Source organism: Leeuwenhoekiella polynyae (genome assembly GCF_004104075.1).
Taxonomy (GTDB): Bacteria; Bacteroidota; Bacteroidia; order Flavobacteriales; family Flavobacteriaceae; genus Leeuwenhoekiella; species Leeuwenhoekiella polynyae.
In genome coordinates this window covers 125,626-147,980 of record NZ_QOVK01000006.1, presented here as the reverse complement: position 1 = coordinate 147,980, position 22,355 = coordinate 125,626, and the positions used below count along the sequence as shown (strand labels likewise).

Below are 22,355 nucleotides of genomic sequence, written 5' to 3'. Positions count from 1 at the left end.
ATTTTGCCAAACTACTTATCAAAGATTTCCGCTAATTTTTGATGCAGTCCTTCTTCCCGTAAATTTGTAGCCACGATCACCCCATCTGGATCAATTAAAAAATTCTGGGGTATAGCAGAAACAGAGTAATCCTCAGCAGCTTGATTTTTGAAGCCTTTTAAATCTGAAACATGTTCCCAGGGAAGACCGTCTTTATCAATGGCCTTTTCCCAAAGATCCCGCTTATCATCTAAGGAAATTGCTAAAATCTCAAGGCCTTTGTCGTGATAGGTATTATAGGCTTTTAAAACATTAGGATTTTCCTTGCGACAGGGTCCGCACCAGCTCGCCCAAAAATCTACTAACACATATTTGCCTTTATAATCTTCAAGACCTATTTTTTTTCCTTCCAGGTCAACCTGATTTTTAATAGCTGGAGCGATACTGCCTATAGCTACGGCTTTATAACCTTCTAAGGCTTCTGCAAGTTCAACTCCATAATAGGAATCCTTGACTGAAGGGTGAAGCAGGTCATACAACTCCTGAGCCTTTTCCGGATCTGGATATTGAATATAGCGCTCTTTAATAATAAGTGGAGCAGCAAGGCTGGTGTTGTTTTTGGAAACATACAATTTACTCAAGCTATCGCTGAGCATACCAAGATCCTCAAATTGTTTATCTATCATTGTACGCTCATCTTTAGACAGTTCACGTTTTCCACCTTGGTTGAGAGAGTCCAGTAAACCATAAACTGGTCGAGCTTTGAGACGAACCTGATTAAAATAATTATCGTAATAGTCCTGATATTCAGCATTTACTGTTGCCCCTGTTATTTTTCCTTTATATAAAGAATCTTTTACAGCCATTATCGTAATGTCTTCATTGGACAAAATAAAATATAGCGGCCGCTCTAATGTATCTGCTGTTTTTAGGGTGTACCACTTAGCAGCATCCACTTCACCAGTAAAGGAAAAATGGCCTTCTTGCAGTTTTACAGAATCCATCTTTGGGTCTGTCCCTTCGGGAGCATTAAGCTCTTTCAAGTAGACCATACCAGAAGATTGATCCTTAATGGTTCCCGATATTTGGAATTGCTCAGTGGCTTCAGGTTTTTCTTCTGATCCTGATTTTTTGCATTGTACGGCTGTCAGTACAGCTAAGCACATTAAAGATTTAAGAGTATGTCTCATAATAAATGTAGAATTGTTCTTTTTAATTAGTGCTTAAATGCACTTGTTTTTAAGTTTTCTAGTGGCTCAAGTAGATTTGGAACTGATTTGGTCGTCTTTCCCTATTGAAGTTAGAGAGAAGTGCTTCGAATCAAAATCCTTTCCGTGACACATCTCTTGAGCGATGATTTGTATCCTCTAAACAATTTTTTGGCTTCAATTAACTTCTTTAGTCTTTAAATGCCAAATCGATTATCCTTCCAAAACCTTCATATTCACTTGAAAGAGACATTTCACCCGTACCAGACAATGCAAGTTTGTAGACTCTACCTTCACTATTGTCCCAAGTGGTTACTACCATTACCGTTGGATCTAAGTAACTTATTTCCATTGCAGTTATGCTTTCTCCCTCAGGCAGCAAGAAAGGGTTTCCTATTATGAGACCTGATGGAATATCATAAAGGTAAATCGTATTCCCGGCACTATAATAAAAGCGATCTAGTGTCTTGGAAGTTTCAAAGGCATTATGATTTGCGATTTCTGGAGCCTCATTCATAACCCGGTAACTTCTTGCAGGCTCTGCTTGATCCCCTTGAATCTGAAGCATAAAGTATTCATCGCTATCATCCTTCATTATAGCATTTATAAGATAATCTGTATTCCCTGTTTCCATATAGACCATATCAAGACCTACATTGTTCATATCGAACGCAGCACCATCAGGGGCTGGGGGAAAATTTTTCAAGGTTGGAGACAAAGCCGTGGACAGATAAACAAAATATTGTCCTTGTTCATCATAAATTATAGCTGGATATGGTCCTGAATATGGATCTGATCCCTGTGCCACAAAGGGAGCTGCATGATAAGCATCCCCTACTGTAGGAAATGCCATGGCAGCACCATACTTTTTATCCCCTGGAAACCCTCCACGCACCTGAAGATGTACTTTACCATTGTTAATAATCCACCCATTAATAGCGTCGTGCCATACGTGATACTCAGGATTAAATGGGACGGGTGCCTCCCAGAAAAGATCCTGTAAATCAAAGATTTTGAGAAGTTCATTATAGTCTAATCTTACCCCGCCGGACTCTGAAAGAATCACTATTTCATCTACCCCGTAAGAAAAATTGGTCACTACCAGCTGGCGCAATGGGGTGTCTAAAGGAGCATCGGGATTGATGCTTGAATAAATATCACGGAATATATTACCATTCGGAAGGATTATAGACAGATCACCCATCTCGTTCTTCTCTTCCAAAAGTAACCAGCCCTCACTAAACTGATTTTGTACCGTGATAAAAAATTGACCTGTAGCAGTTACTCCCGTATTTTCGTCAGTTACCCGTAAAACGAATTTCCAATCCCCAGTAATAAGGTTGATGTCATATTGCAAATCCCTTTCTTTGGATATGGTGGCTACTACAGAATCTATGGGAGCATTGAGATACTGTTCATCGGTACGAAGCGTCCACTCATAAGACAAATTGCTCTCGCCAGACTGTTGACTTTGCGAAATTGAAGGAGTAATTTCCAAGGTCTCAAATTGAAGTATTGTAGAAGGAGCTTCAGTCTCTTCCACATTTACCTGAACCTCATTAAAATTAGGATTGTCATAAATATTATCATTCTCCATTTCACAACTGGAAAAAAGCCAGATAAATAGCCCAAAAAGGCAAAGTCCATAGAATCGTTTCATATGTTTAGTTCTTTTTGTTAATTATTAATTGGTGATGAATCAGCTGGGAAACGAAACTCGATTTCCGTTTTCATCTAACATTGGTCCGTTTTCTGCTTCATATTCCGAAAGAGCAACAAGCATCTTTTGCTGAAACGACATCATTTCAGAAATGGATGATCCTGTCCCCATGGTGATGGATACGGTCCCCAACGTCTGCACCATAAATTCGTGTTTTCTTTTTGAATACGCCCCGTAAAAGGCATCGGTAAGACCACCTGCCCAGTCTGAAGGACGGGTCAATTGATCTGTTACCGTTACGATATGCTGCAGATTATCATTGTACCCTACATTAAAATATTCGGAGCTCTTTAGTGTGAAGTAAATTTTCTTTTCACTCTCCTTGAGATCTTCTGTCCTGTACAGATATAAAGGGATATAGACCTCGTAGGCATCGGCAGGCATTACAATGGAATTCGGCAAATCAAAATGCGTACCTTTTACAGCCGTTGAGGAATCTTCGACCACAAGGTTAATCTCCCGGTCAAAATCAGCCGCAGTACCCATTACTCGAACCCTCAGTTCCTCTTCCAAAGTATCATTAACAACTGATTCTGGATATACAACAAAAGAATAATTGAGGCTATCCAGATATTCATTACCGGCCAGTTTGTAAAAGTATACGCCCGGCTTTTCAAGATCAAACATCAGCTCTTCACTTTCGGAGCAAGAGATTGTTAACAGTCCTCCGAAGGTCAGAACGGCTAGGACAAAAGAATATATTTTCCTGTTCATTTTTAAGTTTTTAAAGTTGATAATTGATTGGTACATTAACCTCCAAACTCGACTTCCCGTAAGGGAATAGGTAATACGTATTCTTCGTCGGTTACGGGAGAAATTTGTGAATCAATTATATTTTCTGCATCGGTACGTTTATAGTAATAGAAAAGCTGTCCTTCACTGTAGAATTCTTTTCGGTATTCTTTAAAAATCTCGTTTTGCAGAACTTCTGCGCTGAGATCATCTGGAAGCGCAGGGATAAATCTGGCCTGCCTTACCTCATTGATATATTTCACAGCAGTTCCTGGGTTCTGGGTACTTTCTGCGGCGATATAATACATTTCACTCAGCCTTACAACGGGAACTAGGTTTTTCAGTAGTGGGGAGAGTTCATCTTCTTGCCAAAACTTAGCATGAACAAAAATTGATTGGCTAAACTGCCACAATTTATCGTAACGCGGATCACTGCTATACCCCTGTGAAACCTCATAAACATTCTTAACCTTGTCTTCTTCCACTAGCAACTTTGTGTCTGTTGATCCTGATTCACCAGTGCTAAATCTGAAGTATTCATCTGAGGTCTCTCTTAGATCGTATACACTTAATGAAAATACATGTTCATAAGAGAAGGTACGGTCATTGAATTCCCCTGTCGTATTTAATTCTGTCTGAGTCATAAACCTGAAATATCCACTGTCTATTACTTCATTTGCATATAAAAATGCCTGGGATTGATCTCCTTTATAGAGATAGAGTCGGGCAAGTAACCCCTTAACTGCCCAAAGATTCATACGATTTTGTCTAAAGGCTAAAAAATTGTCAGTCCCTCCTAAACTCCCTTTCGGATTACGGATTTCATCCATTTCGGGGTAAGGTGCAAGAAGGGCTTCTGCTTCCTTAAAATCGGCCTCACATTTTTTAAGAATTTCCTTGACACTTAATCTGTCTTCATTTTTAACCGAAAACTCATCTCTATAGGGTATTGCGGCAGCACCGCTTGAAGTTATGGGAGCACTACCAAATAAGCGCACCAGATCAAAATGTAAAAAGGCACGTAAGCTCAAGGCCTCGCCTTTTACTGTACTATAGAGTTGATCAGAAGAAAAAACGTTCCGGTTTGCATCTATATTCTCTAAAATAAAATTGATCTGGGCAATAGCGGTGTACATAGAACTCCATATATCGAAAATCCTTGCCTCCACCTCACTGTCTTCATACCTATAAAGACCAGCGTCATAAAACATATGACTAGAAGATCTGGTATTGTATTGTTGAGCCAAAACATCAACGAAACCCATCGTAAGGTTATCTCCATAAAGTGTTTTATCTGAAATCATTTGATAAACTCCATAAAGCGCATCTTTATACCCTTGCTCATCTTCAAATAATTCATCTTCTTTAACCTCAGAAGCCGGGTTCACATCTAAATAATCTTCACAAGAAGTCAAAAGAAAAATTGCTATAATTAGGGTCGCGACTCTGAGCTGTACTATACGGAATGATCTAAACATACTTATTGTTTTTTTCATAATTAGAATGAGGTTTGAAGTTGAAGTGTAAAGGAGCGGCTGTATGGGTAATCAAGACCACGCTCCCTTTTTACAGAAGAAAGGAAGAAAACGTCACTGGTATACAAGGTGATTTTAGTATTCTGTATCCCAAGTGTTTTGTTCAGTTTTTCTGAAAACCTGTAATAAAATGCAGCGTTATTGAGATTTAACCAATTGTAATCTTGCACAAACCGGGTACTGGCATAAGTAGTAGAATTAATTGTAAAGCCTTCGGGGTCTATCACTCCCTTAAAAAAGGTCTGATCACCAGGTTGTCGCCAGCGGTCATTGAATACCCGCTGATCTACATTAAAGTTAAGATCTGCTCCTTCAACGCGTTCCACTAAGGTTTGATTGTAAGTTTGTCCACCTAGTCTGTAACCAAAATAGAGATTAAGTCCAATCCCTTTATATTCCATACTGGTACCAAAGGAACCTTCAATATCTGCACGGCTATCACCGGCCACGATTTGATTTGCAGGATCATATACAGTAGTGTACATACCATCACGGGTGAGAAAGGCTTCTCTACCCGTTGAAGGGTCAATACCTACAGAAGGCACGGCCCAGATGGCTGTAGTAGACCTTCCTTCTACATATCTGGGCAATGGGTTTGTTGATAATGCGTTTGCATTAGCCTCGTTGGCTTCTTCTAATGCATTAGAAATTTTCTCTATAGTACCATTAACATGGAACGCATTTAAAAATAGGGATATCTGGTTTCGGGAATTGGGATCATCTAAAAGAGTATATCTGGTTTTGAACTCCCATCCTTTATTGACAACGTCCCCAATATTCTCACTATATGTAGTAAAACCTGTAGATGGGGCTGAAGTCACACTAATTACACTACCTTGTGTTTTCTCAGAGAAATAATCTAAAGTAAGACTTAGTTTTCTATTGAAGAATTCCAGATCCATACCAAAATTGCTCTTGATGGTACGCTGCCATTGTAAATTGTCATTTCCATATCCCAACAGGTAAGTACCTATATTATATCTATAGTCTCTGTCTGTATAATATTTACTTGTAGTAATCCCCATATAACTGGGAAAGTTTTGTGAGCCTGTATACCCATAAGAATAACGCAGCTTCAAACGGTTTACTGAATTCATATCCTCCATAAAGGATTCTTCGTGCACATTCCATCCTGCACCTAAAGACCAAAATGGAGCAAATCGTTTATTACTCCCGAATTGGGATGAACCGTCATACCTGTAAGAAGCATCCGCAAAATACCTATTATCGTAAGCATAGCCTCCATTAGCAAAATAACCAGCTGTACGGCTTATGCTTTCGTCACCTGTAGGACTAAGACCTTCAGGATACCTATTACCGGCAAGTAATTGATCAAGACGGGAATTGGGGAATCCCTGAACAGTAATTAATTCTTCTGAAAATTTATTTTCAATAATATTCATACCTATTGAACCATATAAAACGTGTTCTTCATAGGATTTGTTTACATTTCCTATAACAGAACCATCCATTCGGGTCATCCTGCCATAACCTTTAAGATATGAACCACGCTCGTAAAAACGCTCCAAGGGTATCGTTGCAAAATCGGTATGTTGCGCAGGTTTAAAATTATCACTCTCATCATTTTGAACCTGATACGAGAACCGTCCTGTAAACCGTAGCCAGTCAAGAGCTTTCCATTCGGCTACGAAATTATTGGAGAAGTTTCGGTATTTGCTTTCATCTACCGTATTCAGGGTAGTATTATATACTGGGTTTATTTGTGAATTCAAAAAAACATCCCGATTGGGAGACCTTACGTTTTCTAAAAAAAACTTGGTTTCTCCAAATTCATCGTAAGGAGCCCAATATGGATTCATAAGCGCATAATTGCGAAAAGAACCATAGGGAGAGTTGACAGCCTTATTGAAAATAAAAACCAGTTCGTTACGAAAGCGCACATCTTTAACCCGATAAGAGAGATAACTGTTAACTGAAAGGTTTTCCCGACTGGAGCCTTTCATCGCACCACTGTTCTGCTGATAATTTAAACCCAGACCATAAAGCACGTTATCTGAAGAGCCCCCATCTATATAAACATTCTGCTGGGTACCTATACCATTACGTACTGGTATTTTTAGCCAATCGGTATCCACTCCACTTCTGGCAGAGCCTAAGCGTTGATTATATAAAAAGTCATTCTCTTCCCTGAAAAAAGGAAAGTTTGAACGGTAGATTCCCGCCGCTTGTTCTATTTCGAGCTTCTGTTCTGCATTTAGCAGATCATAACTACTAAGATCAGGATTTTCCCAAGTAGCACCCCCAGTATAACTCACCCTAAAAGTTCCCCCTTTTGGAGTGATAGTCTCAATAACCACAATACCATTAGCTGCCCGTGAACCATAAAGAGCAGTTGCAGCAGCATCTTTAAGGATGGTAACACTTTTTATACGGTTCATATTAATGTCATTGATCCGTTGCAAGTTCACCTCAAACCCATTTAAAATGAAAAGAGGAACATTTGGATCATTGTTATAATTAAAAACATCTCCATTGTTTGAATTTGCTAGATCAGGAAGGCTATTACCGCCTCTTATGACCACACTAGGAGTAACATTGGGGTCAGAGCCCAGGTTGATATTTTCTGTAAGTTGGAAAGAAGGCTCGAGTACTTGAATAGCAGCCAGCAGGTTGTCATTGCTTACACCCTGCAATTGTTCCTGAGAAATAGATACGGCTGAACCTGTATACGTCTTTTCAGAACGTTCAAACAAGCCCGTTATGACGACCTCTTCAAGGCTTTCAACACTAGGCTGAAGAACGACATTTAGTACTTTCCTACCGTCTACTGCAATTTCTTGATCTTTAAATCCAAAAAACGAGAATTTTAAGGTTGCATTAGTTTCCACTTTTAAAGCATAAACACCCTCCAAATCAGTCATGGTTCCTTTAGAGTTACCTTGAACAGTTATGTTGGTACCGGGTAAAGGCACGCCGTCCTGATCTGTAACTTTTCCAGTTACATCTATCAGGTTTTGATTTGTGGGAGCACCCTTAATAACAGTCCTTATAATAATGGTATTTCCTTCGGATAATGAAAACTCGAAATTATTTTTTGGAATAGATGTTTTCAAAAGTTTAGACACTTTTGTTTTTCCCTTATGAATTTTGACGGGAGGGTAATCCTTAAACATATCAGATTGATATAGGAATACAATATCGGTTTGATTCATAATTAATTTAAAAACTTCATCTACTGATACTATTTTGTCTTCATCAATTATAATCTGAGCATCTTGAGAAAGAGCAGAGTTGGGAGTAAAAGCAGAAACAGTGATACAAAAGAAGAAAATGAAAGCTTTCATAAGGACAGGGATAACCCCTCTTTTAAAAATAAGCAGGGCATTAGTAAAGTTTATTTCCATAAATTTGAAAGTCGTTAATAAGTTAATTTCATTAACTGTTAATGATTGATTAATAAGGGTAAGGCGTATTACTTTGGCGAGTGGAACCTTACCCTTTTTTTTATTTTAAAATGATTGTGTTGTTTTTTATCTCATAGTCTGTAATAAAATTGGTGTTTTTGATTAATTTTAAAATGCTTGACAATTCTTGATTTTTTTTGAGTTGTCCATTAAAGGTGACCTCTTTTAACGTTTCCTCCTCAAAATTCACATCTACATCATACCACCGGGACAATACCTTCATTATTTCATATAAAGATTTATCATTGAAGCTGAACAATCCTTTTCTCCAAGCGATTTCAGAGTCGGTATCAACCTCACTGATAAGGAGGTTACCACTATCCTTGTTCAATACAGATTGCTGCCCTGGTTTTAGTATCTCTGCTTTCTTATGAACTGTGTTTAGTTGAATAGTTCCTTCAATAAGAGTAGTAAGAACGTTAGCATCCTCTTTATAAGCTTTGACATTAAATTCGGTTCCCAATACCTCTACCTCCTGGTTGTTAGTATTGACCTTAAAGCGAGCCCCGTTATGTGCTGAGCTGGGTGAAACTTCAAAAAACGCTTCCCCATATACCAACTCCACTTTACGGTGTTCTCCTATAGCAAAAGACTCAGGATATTTAAGCTGAGAATCAGAATTAAGCCATACTTTGGTCCCATCTGCAAGCTCTACATAAAACTGTCCTCCTCGTGGTATGGTTAATGTATTATAGGATAATTGAGGGGATGAGGCAGGTGCCTTTTTATAAATCAGTTCTTTTCCGTTACTTTTTGCAGTATTGAATAGAAAGTCTTTTTCCCCTGCTAAAAAAAATTCCTCTCCACTCCCCAGAGTCAATGTCGCCTTAGAACTCCCTATTTCAATTTGATTCTTCTGGATAGATGTTGTGAGAGCAGGATTTCCCTTGTAAAAAATAGTTGTGAATACCAGTAAAACCAACGAGGCAGCAACACCATAGGTGAACCAATTGGTCTTATAAAAGGGTATACGTTTTACCTTTCCAGTATCTTCAATACGCTCTAGGATAGAGATTAACATTTTAGTTTTTAGGGTCTCCTCTGAGCCTAATTCCTCAACCCACTCATGCTCTTCCTGAAAACTCTCATAATAATTAATGAGGCGTTGTAGTTCTGTAAGATCTGCTTCACCTTTCAGGTATTTCTTTATTAAAATTTGAAAATCTTCTTTGTTCATACTCAAAGCAGTTAATGAGTGCCTTTATATATGAAGTGTATTAAAATGCACTTATCCCCTAATAAAAACTTAACTATTTACTAATTTTAACATAAAAAGCGTTGTAGAATGAACTTTTAGCCATCGAAATCGCAATGTAAAGCGTTTGACTCTGGCGAGAAGAAAAGAAATTATTTTACTCAAAAAGGAGAAGTAACAAGGTAATTCCTAAGGAGGCTCGAAGAGCGTTAAGAGCAATGGTTATGTGATTTTCTACAGTTTTTGTTGAAATATTCAATTTTTTAGCTATTTCCTTGTGCGTTAAACGTTCGTTTCTGCTTAATTTATAAACCGTTCGGCATTTATCTGGAAGATTATCTACTACGAGTCGTATCTGTTTTCGAAGTTCTTTATGGATCAACTCAGTTTCCGGGGTAGTATTTTGAAGACGCTCTTCTATATTTTCAAAAAGCTCAAAACGTAAATTTTTATTTTTCCTAAATTCTGCAAATACTTTGTAACGAACACATGCAAAAAGATAAGTCTTTAAAGAAGATTGAATTTGAAGTTTATCCCGCTTATTCCAGAGGTCAATAAAAATATCCTGAATGATTTCTTCGCAGGTTTCCTTATCGTGCAATAAATTATAGGAAGAAATATATAAGGGTTTCCAGTAGTGATCATAGAGCACACTAAGAGCCTTCTTGTTCCCTGCTTTGAGGGAGACCACTAATTCTTGATCTCTATTGTTTATTTTACTTCCCATTGATACGTTAAAATTATACTAAATTTAACTTGTATAAAAATTTGAACTTGGTGAAAATTAATACACCCTAGATTTTCTCCATAAAAAAGAATCTATTCATGACATTTTTTAAATTATGCTTTGTTTTTCTACGAAATAGATAAAATAAAGTAGCTTATTTCTATAATTATTTAATTAACATTTAAAGTAAATTCCTGGTAAATGACAGATTTAACGTGCTTTTACTTAAATTTTCCATTCAAAATTTCAAGTGTTTTTTCCTGTCTATAGCCTTTAAAGAGCGAAGATCAATTTTAGAACTATACCCCTTATTAAAAAAGATGAAGTAAAACCAAATCGGTTTTTATTTCAAAAATTTACAAGGAAGCCTTTTTATAGAGGATGAAAAGGGGGCATTTCCCTTAAGAATTACATCAATTCTGAAATAAAAATATCAAAGTTGTAAATGGGCTGTATGACTAGGCAAGTCATCAAAAATACTATTTACGAAGTCCCATGATAGCTTAACAAAAAATCTACAGCGGCGCGTATACATGCTTACTTAATTATTGAGAATTGCTTTTGTTAAGCTTCTTGATTAGATTAACCTCTTGTTGTGGATATTCCATACCTTTACCATACCTTTACCATACTTCTTCTATGTACTATCCTCGGGTGAACCACGGGTAAACCTCGAGTGAACTACGGGTGAACCTTGGGTGAATGGAGGTATGAGAATGGTTAAGATGGAATAATTGCATCACGCAGTTCGCGCAGCTGGTAGTATCAAGCTACCCTTTAATATCTAACTTATAGAGAAAAAGAAGCCTTTTTCTATCCTACGCTGTTCGGGTAAAACGAATGAGAAGTACTTTACATCTACTAATATAGAGCATTTATAAGGCCTTGTCAAGGGATAGTGTCTATAAGGGTCTTAATTTGCTCAGTAGCTTTGACTCTAATTCTGCGGATGGCAAACCGCTATAGATTAGTCATCTTCTTCCCTATCCAACATTGGCGCATTTGCTTGTTCTACTATGGGTTTAAAAAGCATACTGGCCTCCTCCCTATAAAGCGGACATTTTAAATATCCCCTCCATTGGAATCCATTTCTCGCCCTTACTAGCTTTAGGCAACGCTTGCTGATACTTCCACATCAGTTTTTCCCATTGCTTTACCTTTGGGTTCTCCAGATCCATTTGCTTCTTTCTTTCTGCATCAAAATCTTCAGAAACTTCTATAATCATAAATAGCCGATTTTCGCATAAATAAATTTCCATATCCAGAATACCGGCGTCCTTTATACTCCTTGTAATTTCAGGCCAAACAGTATTGTGGTACTCTTTATATTCTGCTATAAGTATAGGATCATCTTTAAGGTCACAGGCGTAACAAAGTCGCTTCATTATAAATTATTAAGATTATAGTTTTTGTAAACATCCCTTCCGTAAATTCCTATGATTAGAAAGCAGATAAAAGGCAGGATAAATGAAAAATTCACTTCGGGTACCCCTAAGATACTTATATCAGTATATCCTGAACCGCCCAAGTCTAATATCAATCCCTGAAGCGTTGGCATTAAAGCTCCTCCCACAATAGCCATTACCAGAAAAGCGGCACCAAATTTAGCATCATCACCCTGTCCTTCAAGTGCAATCCCGTAAATGGTGGGGAACATAATAGACATAAAAAAGGAGATACTCACCAAAGCGATTAAACCAACCATCCCTGGAACTACAATCGTTATCAAAGTTGCCAGCGCGGCACCTATTGCAAAAAATAATAACAATTTACCGGAGTCTATATATTTGAGCAATCCGGTTCCAACCCATCTACCGATGAGAAACACCACCAGAGCAGCAATACCGTAATTTACGGCTTCCGTATTTTCAATACCAAAGGATTCTGCATATTGATACAGATAGGTCCAGCACATAATCTGAGCACCCACATAAAAAGCCTGAGCGATAACGCCACCAGTGAATTTACGGGATTTAAAAAGTCGTTTGATTGATCCGCCAATACCTACTTTATTTTCCTGATGTTCATTTTGCGGCATATTAACCAGACTGATTACAACCAAAAAACCAATAACCACAATACCCAGCAACACATACGGATCGCGGATCACCGCTAAATCTGCGGTGCGCACCACAGCCTTGGCTTCCTCACCGAGCGTTGAGTAGACCGTGGTTCCGTCAGGTAATAAATCATCTGATTGCAGCGAAGCCAGAATGAATTTTTGTGCCACGATCAAACCGAGTAAAGCCCCCATCGGGTTAAAAGCCTGAGCCAGATTGAGACGCTGGGTTGCGGTTTTTTCGGCTCCCATAGACAGGATGTAGGGGTTTGCCGTGGTTTCTAGAAAAGCAAGACCGAAAGTTAAAATGTAAAGCGCGGCAAGGAAGAAACCAAACTCTTCATAAGCTGCTGCCGGATAGAACAACAAGGCTCCTACTGCATACAAACCTAAACCGAGTAAAACTCCTTTTTTATAGGAATAGCGGTTTACAAAAATCGCTGCCGGTAGCGCCATGGTAAAATAGCCGCCGTAAAAAGCCAGCTGCACCAGCGAAGCCTGAAAATTGTCAAGCTCCAGCACTTTTTTAAATGCCGAAACCATTGGGTTTGTGATATCGTTTGCGAAACCCCACAGTGCAAATAAAGAAGTTATTAATATGAATGGCAGCAGTACCGACTTGGCCACTACTGGTACTTTAGATTGATTTTTCATAATTGATTATTTGGCCGGAAGCAACGCGCGATCCAGATGTACATAACCGCCGTCAACAAATAGAAACTGCCCGGTGGTATGAGATGATTTTTCAGAAATGGTAAACAATACCGTATCTGCGATTTCCTGAGTGCTTGTCATCCGGTTTTCTAACGGAATGGTATTTCGAATCGCCTGGAGTTTTTCAGCACCATTCTCCAATGTTTCAATCCAATTTTCGTATGCGGGAGTATAACTTTCGGCAATAATAAGCGCATTGCTGCGAATACCGTATTTGATTAGATCTACTGCCCATTCCCGCGTAAGTCCCAACACACCACCTTTGGCCGCTGCATAACCTGAAGTCCCGCCCTGACCGGTAATCGCCACTTTTGAACCTACGTTGAGAATGTTTCCTTTACTTTCTTTGAGCAAGGGTAAGGCATACTTTACAGTAGCATAAAAACTCACCAGGTTAAGCTTTAACGAGTACATAAAATCGTCTAATGAACCTTCAAGCGAAACACCATCGTTTACCCCCACATTATTGATAATCGCATCGATACGCCCATATTTAGCTGAAAGTTTTTCAACTGATTTTTTAATTTGATCTGCATCAGACAAGTCGGTTTGATAAAATGTGCTGTCAATACCTTGCTCGCGCAGTTGACTTTCATATTCAAAACCGCGGGCGTTTCGATCTAACAAAACCGGGGTTGCCCCTTCTGCTGCCAGGGCAAAAATAATCGTATGACCTATGCTACCGGGCATTCCTGCAGAACCGGTTACCAAAACAATTTTATCTTTTAAGTTTAAATCCATGAGTTAAATAGTATAAATGTGCTGGGCATTTTTATAGAAAAAAAGTTTGCGTTCTTCGTGTGATAATTGTCCGGCAAAAGCCTTGGCTACATTAAGAACCTGAGAATAGCTTCCGGCAACCAGGCATACCGGCCAGTCTGAACCGTAAACAATTCGGTTGGGGCCAAAAGCTTCAAAAACTATATTCATGTAAGGCATTAAATCAATAGTTTTCCAGGTTTTATAATCGGCTTCGGTAATCATACCCGATACTTTACAACTCACATTTTCATAGCTGGCGATAGCACGCATCAATAAAGCCCAGGAATCAATATAGCCTTCCTTGATATTAGGCTTCGCAATATGATCAATGACAAATTGCTGCTCAGGGAACAGTTTTACAAACTCGAGTGCCGCCGGAAGTTGATGTGAAAACACCAAGATTTCATATACGGCCCCGGTATCTTTCAGTTTTGAAATTCCGCTTAAAAACGATTTCCGAAGTAAAAAAGACGGATCCGCTTCAGCCTGTACTACGTGGCGATAACCTTTCATCAAAGGCATTTCAGCATAATAATCCAAATCCTGCTGCACAGAATCGCTTTGAAAATCAACCCAACCAATAACTCCCTTTATAAAATCGTTCTCATCAGCAAGATTGAGTAAAAAGGTGTTTTCGTCCAACGTTTGGTCGGCCTGCACCGCGATGCAACCTGTAACATCATGCTCTTGATAAACCGGTTGTAAATCCTGAGGCATAAAGTCCCGGCGTATCACAGCCATTTCCTCATCAATCCAGTCGTGCTTCACCGGGTTGTACTGCCAAAAATGTTGATGGGTATCTAGTATCATGCTTTAACTCTTTACTCGATAATCGAGATTTTAATGTTCCGAGACTTGTATCGTTCTAAAAATGTATTGTTCCGCATAATGCTTTATGGACCTCTAGAGGTAGTTTATTGAATCTCTACCAAAGCTTTGATCACGTTATTTTCGGGCGCCAGTAAATCCTCAAAGCCCGAAGGTAAATCCTTAAAATCAATGCGATGCGTGATATAGGTTTTAGGAGTTATTTTCCCGCTCTTGATGCTATCTATCACGTATTGAAAATCTTCTCGCGTCGCATTACGGCTGCTCATCAGTGTAGATTCCCGTTTATGAAATTCGGGATGGCTAAACGCCAGTTCGCCTTTTTGCAAACCTACCAACACATAACGGCCACCGTGAGCAAGATACTGAAATGCACTATTCATCACATTACGATTACCGGTAGCGTCTATAACCACTGTGGGCATATCGCCATTGGTAAGTGCAGCCAGATGCTCCATCACATCCACGTTCATTGGGTTTATGGCTTCCCAAACGCCGAGTTCTTTTTTACAAAAATCAAGGCGGTGCGCATTTACATCAAGCGCAATCACTCTTGCTCCTGCCTGTTGTGCAAACTGAATCAGACCAATCCCTATAGGGCCCGCTCCCATTACCAGAACGGTTTCTCCAGATCTTATGCCTGCTCTACGCACGCCGTGAGCGGCAATAGCTAAAGGTTCTACCAGAGCAAGTTCATCAAAATCAAGTCCTTCGCCGTGCAGTAAATAGGAATCCGGAACGACTACATATTCTGCCATCCCGCCATCGATGTGCACGCCAAAAACCTGAATAGACGTACAGCAATTGCTCAAACCATTGCGACAGGCCACACAGGTACCGCAATTGAAATACGGAATAAAACTTACCGCATCTCCTTTCTCGAAACCTTCGGCATCCCCTTGTACATATTCTGCAGCCAACTCGTGACCTAAAACTCGTGGATAATTGAAGTACGGCTGTGTCCCGCCAAAAGCATGAATATCGGTACCGCAAATCCCTATTTTGCGAATGCGCAACAACGACTCTCCCGCTTTAGGCTGCGGAATATCTTGTTCTTTTAATAAAAAGGTGCCAGGTTCCTGACAAACAATATAGTTCATAGTAGTTTTTACTGTTAACTGATTTCCAAAGCATTTGCATATGAAACAGCAGGTTTCTCCTTCGGAAAATACACCTCAAGACCTGCTGCAGTTTGCTGAAACTTTAATTTTTTACCGGTACTTACCAGTTTTACTTTTTTGATGGGTTTATTTCGATAAGCAGCATCTGAAGCTAATGATTTTATAACTACGTTTCCACTTTCGGGCCAGCTCATAACCGTAGCGTAAAGTTTCTTGCCTTTGGTCACAAATCTAAAATCCTGCGATGAAAAAGGCTTGCCTTTGCCTTCGTTGAATCCCTGAGCAGTCAAGGCGGCAGCACTTTCCTGTTGGGGGCCTTCTCCAAAAATTTCCCAAGGTCGGGTACCGTAAATGCTTGCTCCGTTGAGACGCATCCACTCCCCTATTTCTTCTACAATCGCACGCTCTAACTCGTCAATGCTTCCATCTCCCTTAACCGGAATATTAAGCATGAGGTTTCCATTTTTGCTTACCACATCGATAAGGCTGTGTATGACCTGTTTGGCAGATTTATAGCGTTTATCTCTGTAAATGCCTTTATCGTAGTGCCAACTCCCGATACAGGTATCGGTCTGCCACGGCAAAGGCTCAATTTCATTGCTTTGGCCTTTTTCAATATCCCAAACCAAAGCTTTGCGTTGCTCTTCATCCAGAATTTTTCCGGTAACCACAGCTTGTGGATTGCCGTCCTTGTCCAGGCTTTTGTTATATAGGTAAGCGGCTATTTCAAGGCCTACATTACTTACCGGCCAAAGCGGCAATGCCGTATCGTCAAAATAAAGTAAATCTGGATTGAACTTGTCTATCAACTCAATCGTGCGATTGTAAAATTTCTTGCAATATTCTTTTGAGGGCGGAGTAACACCATTACCCCAGTTCCACTGACTGTGAATCTTACCATTATCGTAGCTGCCTTCACTCAACTCGTGGTTCTGAGCATACAATTCCTGCGGGTCCAAACCTTCCCACCAGGTGCCTTCCCCATCTTCAACAGTCAAATTTCCATCATAGGGAACTCCCGCCAAAGGACCGTTTTTATCTGCACGTTGAGAAGGCTCATACCAACTCCACGCGTGAGCCGCATGTACACTGAGTGCAAAAGGCAAATCGGCCTTGCGTGCCGCTTTTTCCCAACCGGCAATAATATCTTTTTTAGGTCCCATTTGAACCGAATTCCAGTTGGGCTGATGGGTACTATCCCAAAGATCCAGATTGTCGTGGTGATTGGCCATCGCCATAAAATATTTAGCCCCGGCTTTTTTATAGAGACTAACCAGTTCTTCAGGATCCCATTTATCGGCTTTCCAAACGTTGATCACATCTTTAAAACCAAATTCTGAAGGATGCCCGTAATTCTCAATATGGGATTTGTACTGCCACGAACCTTCCTGATACATTCCGCGAGCGTACCAATCTCCGGACTCGGGCTCACACTGAGGACCCCAATGTGCCCACATACCAAACTTGGCATCACGAAACCAGTCTGGAACCTGATATTTAGAAAGTGAATTCCAGCTAGGTTTAAATGGCCCTCTTTGCTCAGGGTTGAAGAAATTTGCACGTGCCAGCAGTGGGTTTAAATACAAACCCGCAGCTGCCGCTGCGCTTAATTTTATAAGATCCCTGCGTTTCATAGTCTTTCTAAAGTTATATATTTCCGCTTTTGGCTAATGTCTCGTTTAGATTTAGATTCTCAATAATATACGATTACAACGATTTCGAAAAGAATTCCAGATGCGTAAACGTCCAAAGATATTCTAGCATTGTTTATATCTTATTATATAAAAACGACTTATTTTTATCTATTTAAGAACAGCCGTTTTCACTAAAACCTGCAATTTTGAATTCTAAACACTTCACACATACCTTTTCGCTGCTTAACATAGATTGTGTAGAATTGTCAAGCCGGTGGGACTATAAAAACGTGATTAGCCCTTATTATCGCATCTATTATATCGAGACCGGAAGCGGTGTGCTCGCAAGTCCGTCAAAAAAATTGAATCTCAGAGCCGGTCACCTGTATTTGATTCCCAGTTTTACTTTATGTGATTTTAAATGCACGGATTATATGCAGCAGTATTTTGTTCAGTTTTTTGAAGAATCACCAGATACCGGGGCTCTTTTTAAAGACAACAGAGAAGTGATGGAACTCCCGGCTTCCGAAACCGAGGTGATTCTCTTTAAAAAATTGCTGAAGCTCAATCCCGGGCGTGGGATTAACCGGTCTGACAATCCGGAAATTTATGAAAAAGAAGCTTTTTACAAGGAATACCAAAATTTAAATCGAAACATGAAAGCTTCGGTGCAGTTTGAAACCCAGGGTATCATTTTGATTTTACTTTCCCGGTTTATTGAATCTATACGCTATTCAGAAACCCAAAGCCGAAAAATTCCTTCGGTAGTTCTTGATGCTATGAATTACATTCAGCTTAACTTAAACCAGGCCATTACCGTCACTGAACTTGCCGAAAAAGCCAATCAAAACCGGGACTATTTCTCCCGTGAATTTCTAGAACATACCGGGAAACGTCCTTTGGCTTACATTCACGAAAAACGCATCGAACGTGCGCAATACCTTATTGTTACCACAAACAAGACCTTGCTCGATATCGCCATCGAAACCGGTTTTAATAACCTGCCCCATTTTAACAAAGTCTTTAAAAAACACCTCAATAGTACGCCGGGTGCGTATCGAAAGCAAAACCTTAAAATCACCTAATGCGCTGATATGAAACTCATTAAACTCGACAGGCAAAGCCACGATGATTGTTCATTCACAATCAGCCATACCTTAGACCGGCATTTTCTAAAAATCTGGCATTACCATCCCGAACTGGAGCTGGTGCTTATTTTAGAGAGCACAGGTACCCGCTTTATTGGGGATTCCATTTCAAAATTCAATCCCGGCGAGTTGGTTTTGCTGGGGCCTAATCTGCCGCATATGTGGCTAAACGATCCGGTTTATTTTAAGGAAGAAAACAAGGAGCTGCAGGCGGAAGCGATCGCCATACATTTTAAACAGAATTTTTTAGGTACCGATTTTTTCAGCAGACCCGAAATGCGTATTCCTGCCCGGTTGTTGCAGGCAGCACAACGCGGACTCGTATTTGAAAATATTCCGAAAGAGATTCTGCACCAGCTTAAAAACCTCAAAAATCTCGAACCTTTTGAACGCAGCCTGAGTCTGCTTCAGCTTTTAAAAGAACTTGTTACACTAGAGCATAATGCACTTACCAGCGCGGGTTATATGAGCGAGGCCTATAATACCGGGGTGGGCAATTTTGACAAGGTATATGAATACCTCTATAAAAATTTTAGGGAAACTATTAGTCTTGATGATGTCGCGGCACTGATCCCGATGAATCCTTCGGCCTTTAGCAGGTTGTTTAGCAAGTTTCACAAAAAAAGCCTGATGCGTTACCTCAACGAGATTCGTATTGGCTTTGCCTGCAGACTCTTAATGGAGCCGCACGAACGGGTAAGCGAAATTGGTTTTGCTTCCGGCTACAACAGCCTGTCCAATTTCAACAGACAGTTTAAAAAAGTAACCGGAAAAACCCCAAAAGAATACGCAGAAATTCACTCAAAAATGCCCTAATTTGACTGTTAAGCAAAAATAGTATCATTCTTGGTCAAAAAACGGTCGGTAAAAAGAATCAAGCCTGGGTAAATTTGGAACGTTCACTTTAATCACTCAAACCCATGAAAACAGAGGTAATTATCACCGGCTATGAAGTTGTAGATGTACGCTTCCCTACCAGCCAGTTTCTGGACGGTTCAGATGCTATGAATCCCGATCCTGATTATTCTGCTGCTTATGTTATTCTCAAAACTTCGCAGAAAGGTTTGGAAGGTCATGGCCTCACCTTTACCATAGGTCGTGGCAACGAGCTGTGTGTGGCCGCGATTGATTCTATAATGCCTCTGATTTTGAATAAATCGTTGTCATCCTTTACCGAAAATATGGGTGCCTTTTGGAAAATGATCACCGGCGACAGTCAGTTACGCTGGTTAGGTCCCGAAAAAGGAGTGATTCACCTTGCAACCGGAGCGGTGGTAAATGCCGTTTGGGATTTATACGCCAAGGCGGAAGAAAAACCGCTTTGGAAACTACTGGCAGATATGAGTCCGGAAGAACTGGTCTCTTGCGTAGATTTCACTTACATTACCGATGCAATTACCCCTGCTGAAGCGATAACCATGCTTAAAAAGCTCGAAGCCACTAAGCAGGAACGTATAGATCACCTGCTTGAAAAGGGGTATCCCGCGTATACAACCTCTGCCGGCTGGCTGGGTTACAGCGATGAGAAAATGCGAAAGTTATGCCGTGAGGCTAAAGCCGAAGGCTTTAAGCATATGAAAATCAAAGTAGGCAAAGACCTTAAAGACGATATGCGCCGGGCTCAGATTATTCGCGAAGAAATAGGTGACGACCTCAAGCTGATGATGGATGCCAACCAAAAATGGGATGTGACCGAAGCTATCGCAAATATGGTCGAACTCAAAAAATTCAACCCCTGGTGGATTGAAGAACCTACGAGCCCAGACGATGTATTGGGACACGCGGCCATCGCAAAAGCGGTAGCGCCTATAAAAGTGGCGACCGGAGAACATTGCCAAAATCGGGTTATTTTTAAACAACTCATGCAAGCCGGTGCCATCGAGATTTGCCAGATAGACAGCTGCAGATTAGCCGGTGTTAACGAGGTGCTTGCGGTTTTGCTTATGGCTGCTAAATTTGAAATTCCCGTATGTCCGCATGCCGGTGGTGTAGGCCTTTGCGAATATGTACAGCACTTGTCTATGATTGATTATATTGCCATTAGCGGTTCGCTTGAAAATCGTATTATAGAGTATGTAGATCACCTGCACGAACATTTCTTTGATCCTGTAGTTATAAAAAATGGCGCCTATATGCCTTCACAAATGCCGGGTTACAGCATCACTATGAAACCGGAATCACTTAAAGAGTATACATTTCCAACCGGAAAAATCTGGCAGGAAATCGCCAAAACCAAATAAAATTATGAAAAAGCGCGTATGCATTACTGCCCTACTCTTCCTAAATCTGTATGTGGCTTTAGGTCAAACCGACTATACGCCTTCAAAAGAAAATCTGGAAAACAGAGCCTGGTTTCAGGATGCGAAATTTGGCTTGTTTATTCATTGGGGCGTATACAGTACGCTGGGAGACGGGGAATGGGTGATGAACACTCAAAAAATAAAAACAGACCGGTATGAATTACTACCGGATTTTTTCAATCCGCAGCAGTTTGATGCCGAGGCCTGGGTTAAACTGGCCAAGGCAGCGGGTATGAAATACATCACGATCACGACCAAGCATCACGACGGTTTTGCGATGTATGATTCAAAAGTTTCCGATTATAACATTGTTGACGATACACCATATGGCAAAGATATTTTTAGAATGCTTGAGGAAGCCTGTAAAAAAGAAGGTATCAAGCTTTTTGCCTATTACTCACAGTTAGACTGGCATCATCCTGATTACTATCCCAGAGGGAAAACCGGTCAGGATTTGGGTCGACCAGAATCCGGTAACTGGCAAGATTATATAACGTATCAAAACGCCCAGATTAAAGAACTGGCAGAAAACTATGACATCGCAGGGTTTTGGTTTGATGGATATTGGGATCAAAACGATTTAAAAAAAGCGGGCAAACCCTATCAGGATTTTGATCTGGAAGCAACGTATAAAATCATTCACGGCGTGAATTCCGGTTTGCTCATTGGCAACAACCACCATCTTGCGCCCATTGCCGGTGAAGATTTTCAGATGTTTGAAAAAGACCTTCCGGGGAAAAATACAGCCGGCTTTAGTGAAGGTTCTCAAATTGGTAATTTACCCTTAGAGACCTGTGAAACCATAAATCATTCGTGGGGTTTCAATCTACAGGATGGCAATCATAAATCATTTAACGAATTGATTCAGTATCTGGTGAAGGCTGCCGGAAATAATGCTAATTTTTTGCTTAATGTAGGTCCTATGCCTAACGGAAAAATACAGCAGGAGCATCAGGATTTGTTGCTGCAAATGGGTTCATGGCTGCAAGAAAACGGAGAAAGTATTTATGACACGCGTGGCGGCATGTTTCAGGGCACCGATTATGTTTCGACTGAAAAAGACCAAACTACCTATCTGCATGTTTTAAATAGTGATCTGAATACCCTGAGTATCCCTTTCGCCAAAAAACGCGTTAAAACACTAAGTTGGTTTGATGATGGTAAGCCGGTTAAATACAAGCTTAAGAAAAATATATTGACGATCTATCTGGATGAAGCGCATCGCGATGCGGTAGATACTATTATTAAACTCACTTTAAAATAATTTG

At 40.1% G+C, this 22,355-nt stretch carries 17 protein-coding genes; 4 read left to right on the top strand and 13 right to left on the bottom strand.

What is annotated here, in order from left to right; translation table 11 throughout:
* Positions 1-11: 11 nt before the first annotated feature.
* From DSM02_RS09255 to DSM02_RS09195, 13 genes are all read right to left on the bottom strand, one after another.
* Positions 12-1,169 (bottom strand): TlpA disulfide reductase family protein, encoded by a 1,158-nt coding sequence (locus DSM02_RS09255; protein ID WP_128765356.1) that lies wholly within the window; start codon positions 1,167-1,169, stop codon positions 12-14.
* Between the two features lie 208 nt (positions 1,170-1,377).
* Entirely contained in the window at positions 1,378-2,847 is a 1,470-nt protein-coding gene (locus DSM02_RS09250) for a PKD-like family lipoprotein (protein ID WP_128765355.1), read from the bottom strand.
* A gap of 39 nt (positions 2,848-2,886) precedes the next feature.
* Positions 2,887-3,621, bottom strand: coding sequence for a DUF4843 domain-containing protein (locus tag DSM02_RS09245; protein ID WP_164918277.1), 735 nt, complete (start codon positions 3,619-3,621; stop codon positions 2,887-2,889).
* Positions 3,622-3,656: 35 nt separating this feature from the next.
* The gene (locus tag DSM02_RS09240) at positions 3,657-5,135 is read right to left on the bottom strand and encodes a RagB/SusD family nutrient uptake outer membrane protein (protein ID WP_128765353.1); all 1,479 of its coding nucleotides are present in this window, start codon (positions 5,133-5,135) and stop codon (positions 3,657-3,659) included.
* 2 nt (positions 5,136-5,137) lie between these two features.
* Positions 5,138-8,479: a SusC/RagA family TonB-linked outer membrane protein gene (locus DSM02_RS09235; protein ID WP_164918276.1), complete on the bottom strand. Its 3,342-nt coding sequence runs from the start codon at positions 8,477-8,479 to the stop codon at positions 5,138-5,140.
* A gap of 160 nt (positions 8,480-8,639) precedes the next feature.
* The gene (locus tag DSM02_RS09230; protein WP_128765351.1) at positions 8,640-9,776 is read right to left on the bottom strand and encodes a FecR family protein; all 1,137 of its coding nucleotides are present in this window, start codon (positions 9,774-9,776) and stop codon (positions 8,640-8,642) included.
* 175 nt (positions 9,777-9,951) lie between these two features.
* Positions 9,952-10,521, bottom strand: a complete 570-nt coding sequence (locus DSM02_RS09225; protein WP_128765350.1) for an RNA polymerase sigma factor — start codon at positions 10,519-10,521, stop codon at positions 9,952-9,954.
* 1,046 nt (positions 10,522-11,567) lie between these two features.
* Positions 11,568-11,906 carry an L-rhamnose mutarotase gene (locus DSM02_RS09220; protein WP_128765349.1) on the bottom strand — a complete coding sequence of 113 codons (339 nt, stop codon included), beginning with the start codon at positions 11,904-11,906 and terminating at the stop codon, positions 11,568-11,570.
* A complete protein-coding gene (gene fucP, locus DSM02_RS09215; RefSeq protein WP_128765348.1) occupies positions 11,906-13,234 on the bottom strand; it encodes an L-fucose:H+ symporter permease in 1,329 nt (442 codons plus the stop codon). The genes DSM02_RS09220 and fucP overlap by 1 nt, the downstream gene beginning before the upstream one ends.
* 6 nt (positions 13,235-13,240) lie before the next feature.
* Positions 13,241-14,035, bottom strand: coding sequence for an SDR family oxidoreductase (locus tag DSM02_RS09210; protein ID WP_128765347.1), 795 nt, complete (start codon positions 14,033-14,035; stop codon positions 13,241-13,243).
* Between the two features lie 3 nt (positions 14,036-14,038).
* Positions 14,039-14,866, bottom strand: coding sequence for an amidohydrolase family protein (locus DSM02_RS09205; protein ID WP_128765346.1), 828 nt, complete (start codon positions 14,864-14,866; stop codon positions 14,039-14,041).
* A gap of 104 nt (positions 14,867-14,970) precedes the next feature.
* Positions 14,971-15,984, bottom strand: a complete 1,014-nt coding sequence (locus DSM02_RS09200) for a zinc-binding alcohol dehydrogenase family protein (RefSeq protein ID WP_128765345.1) — start codon at positions 15,982-15,984, stop codon at positions 14,971-14,973.
* A gap of 14 nt (positions 15,985-15,998) precedes the next feature.
* Positions 15,999-17,639, bottom strand: coding sequence for an alpha-L-fucosidase (locus tag DSM02_RS09195; protein ID WP_128765344.1), 1,641 nt, complete (start codon positions 17,637-17,639; stop codon positions 15,999-16,001).
* 206 nt (positions 17,640-17,845) lie between these two features.
* Here DSM02_RS09195 and DSM02_RS09190 point away from each other — a divergent pair, with 206 nt between their 5' ends.
* The 4 genes from DSM02_RS09190 (at position 17,846) to DSM02_RS09175 (ending at position 22,351) form a co-directional block, all read left to right on the top strand.
* Positions 17,846-18,724, top strand: coding sequence for a helix-turn-helix domain-containing protein (locus tag DSM02_RS09190; protein WP_128765343.1), 879 nt, complete (start codon positions 17,846-17,848; stop codon positions 18,722-18,724).
* A 9-nt stretch (positions 18,725-18,733) separates the two neighbouring features.
* A complete protein-coding gene (locus DSM02_RS09185; protein ID WP_128765342.1) occupies positions 18,734-19,603 on the top strand; it encodes an AraC family transcriptional regulator in 870 nt (289 codons plus the stop codon).
* Between the two features lie 104 nt (positions 19,604-19,707).
* Positions 19,708-21,027 (top strand): L-fuconate dehydratase, encoded by a 1,320-nt coding sequence (locus tag DSM02_RS09180; protein WP_128765341.1) that lies wholly within the window; start codon positions 19,708-19,710, stop codon positions 21,025-21,027.
* A gap of 4 nt (positions 21,028-21,031) precedes the next feature.
* Positions 21,032-22,351 carry an alpha-L-fucosidase gene (locus DSM02_RS09175; protein WP_128765340.1) on the top strand — a complete coding sequence of 440 codons (1,320 nt, stop codon included), beginning with the start codon at positions 21,032-21,034 and terminating at the stop codon, positions 22,349-22,351.
* Positions 22,352-22,355: the final 4 nt, after the last annotated feature.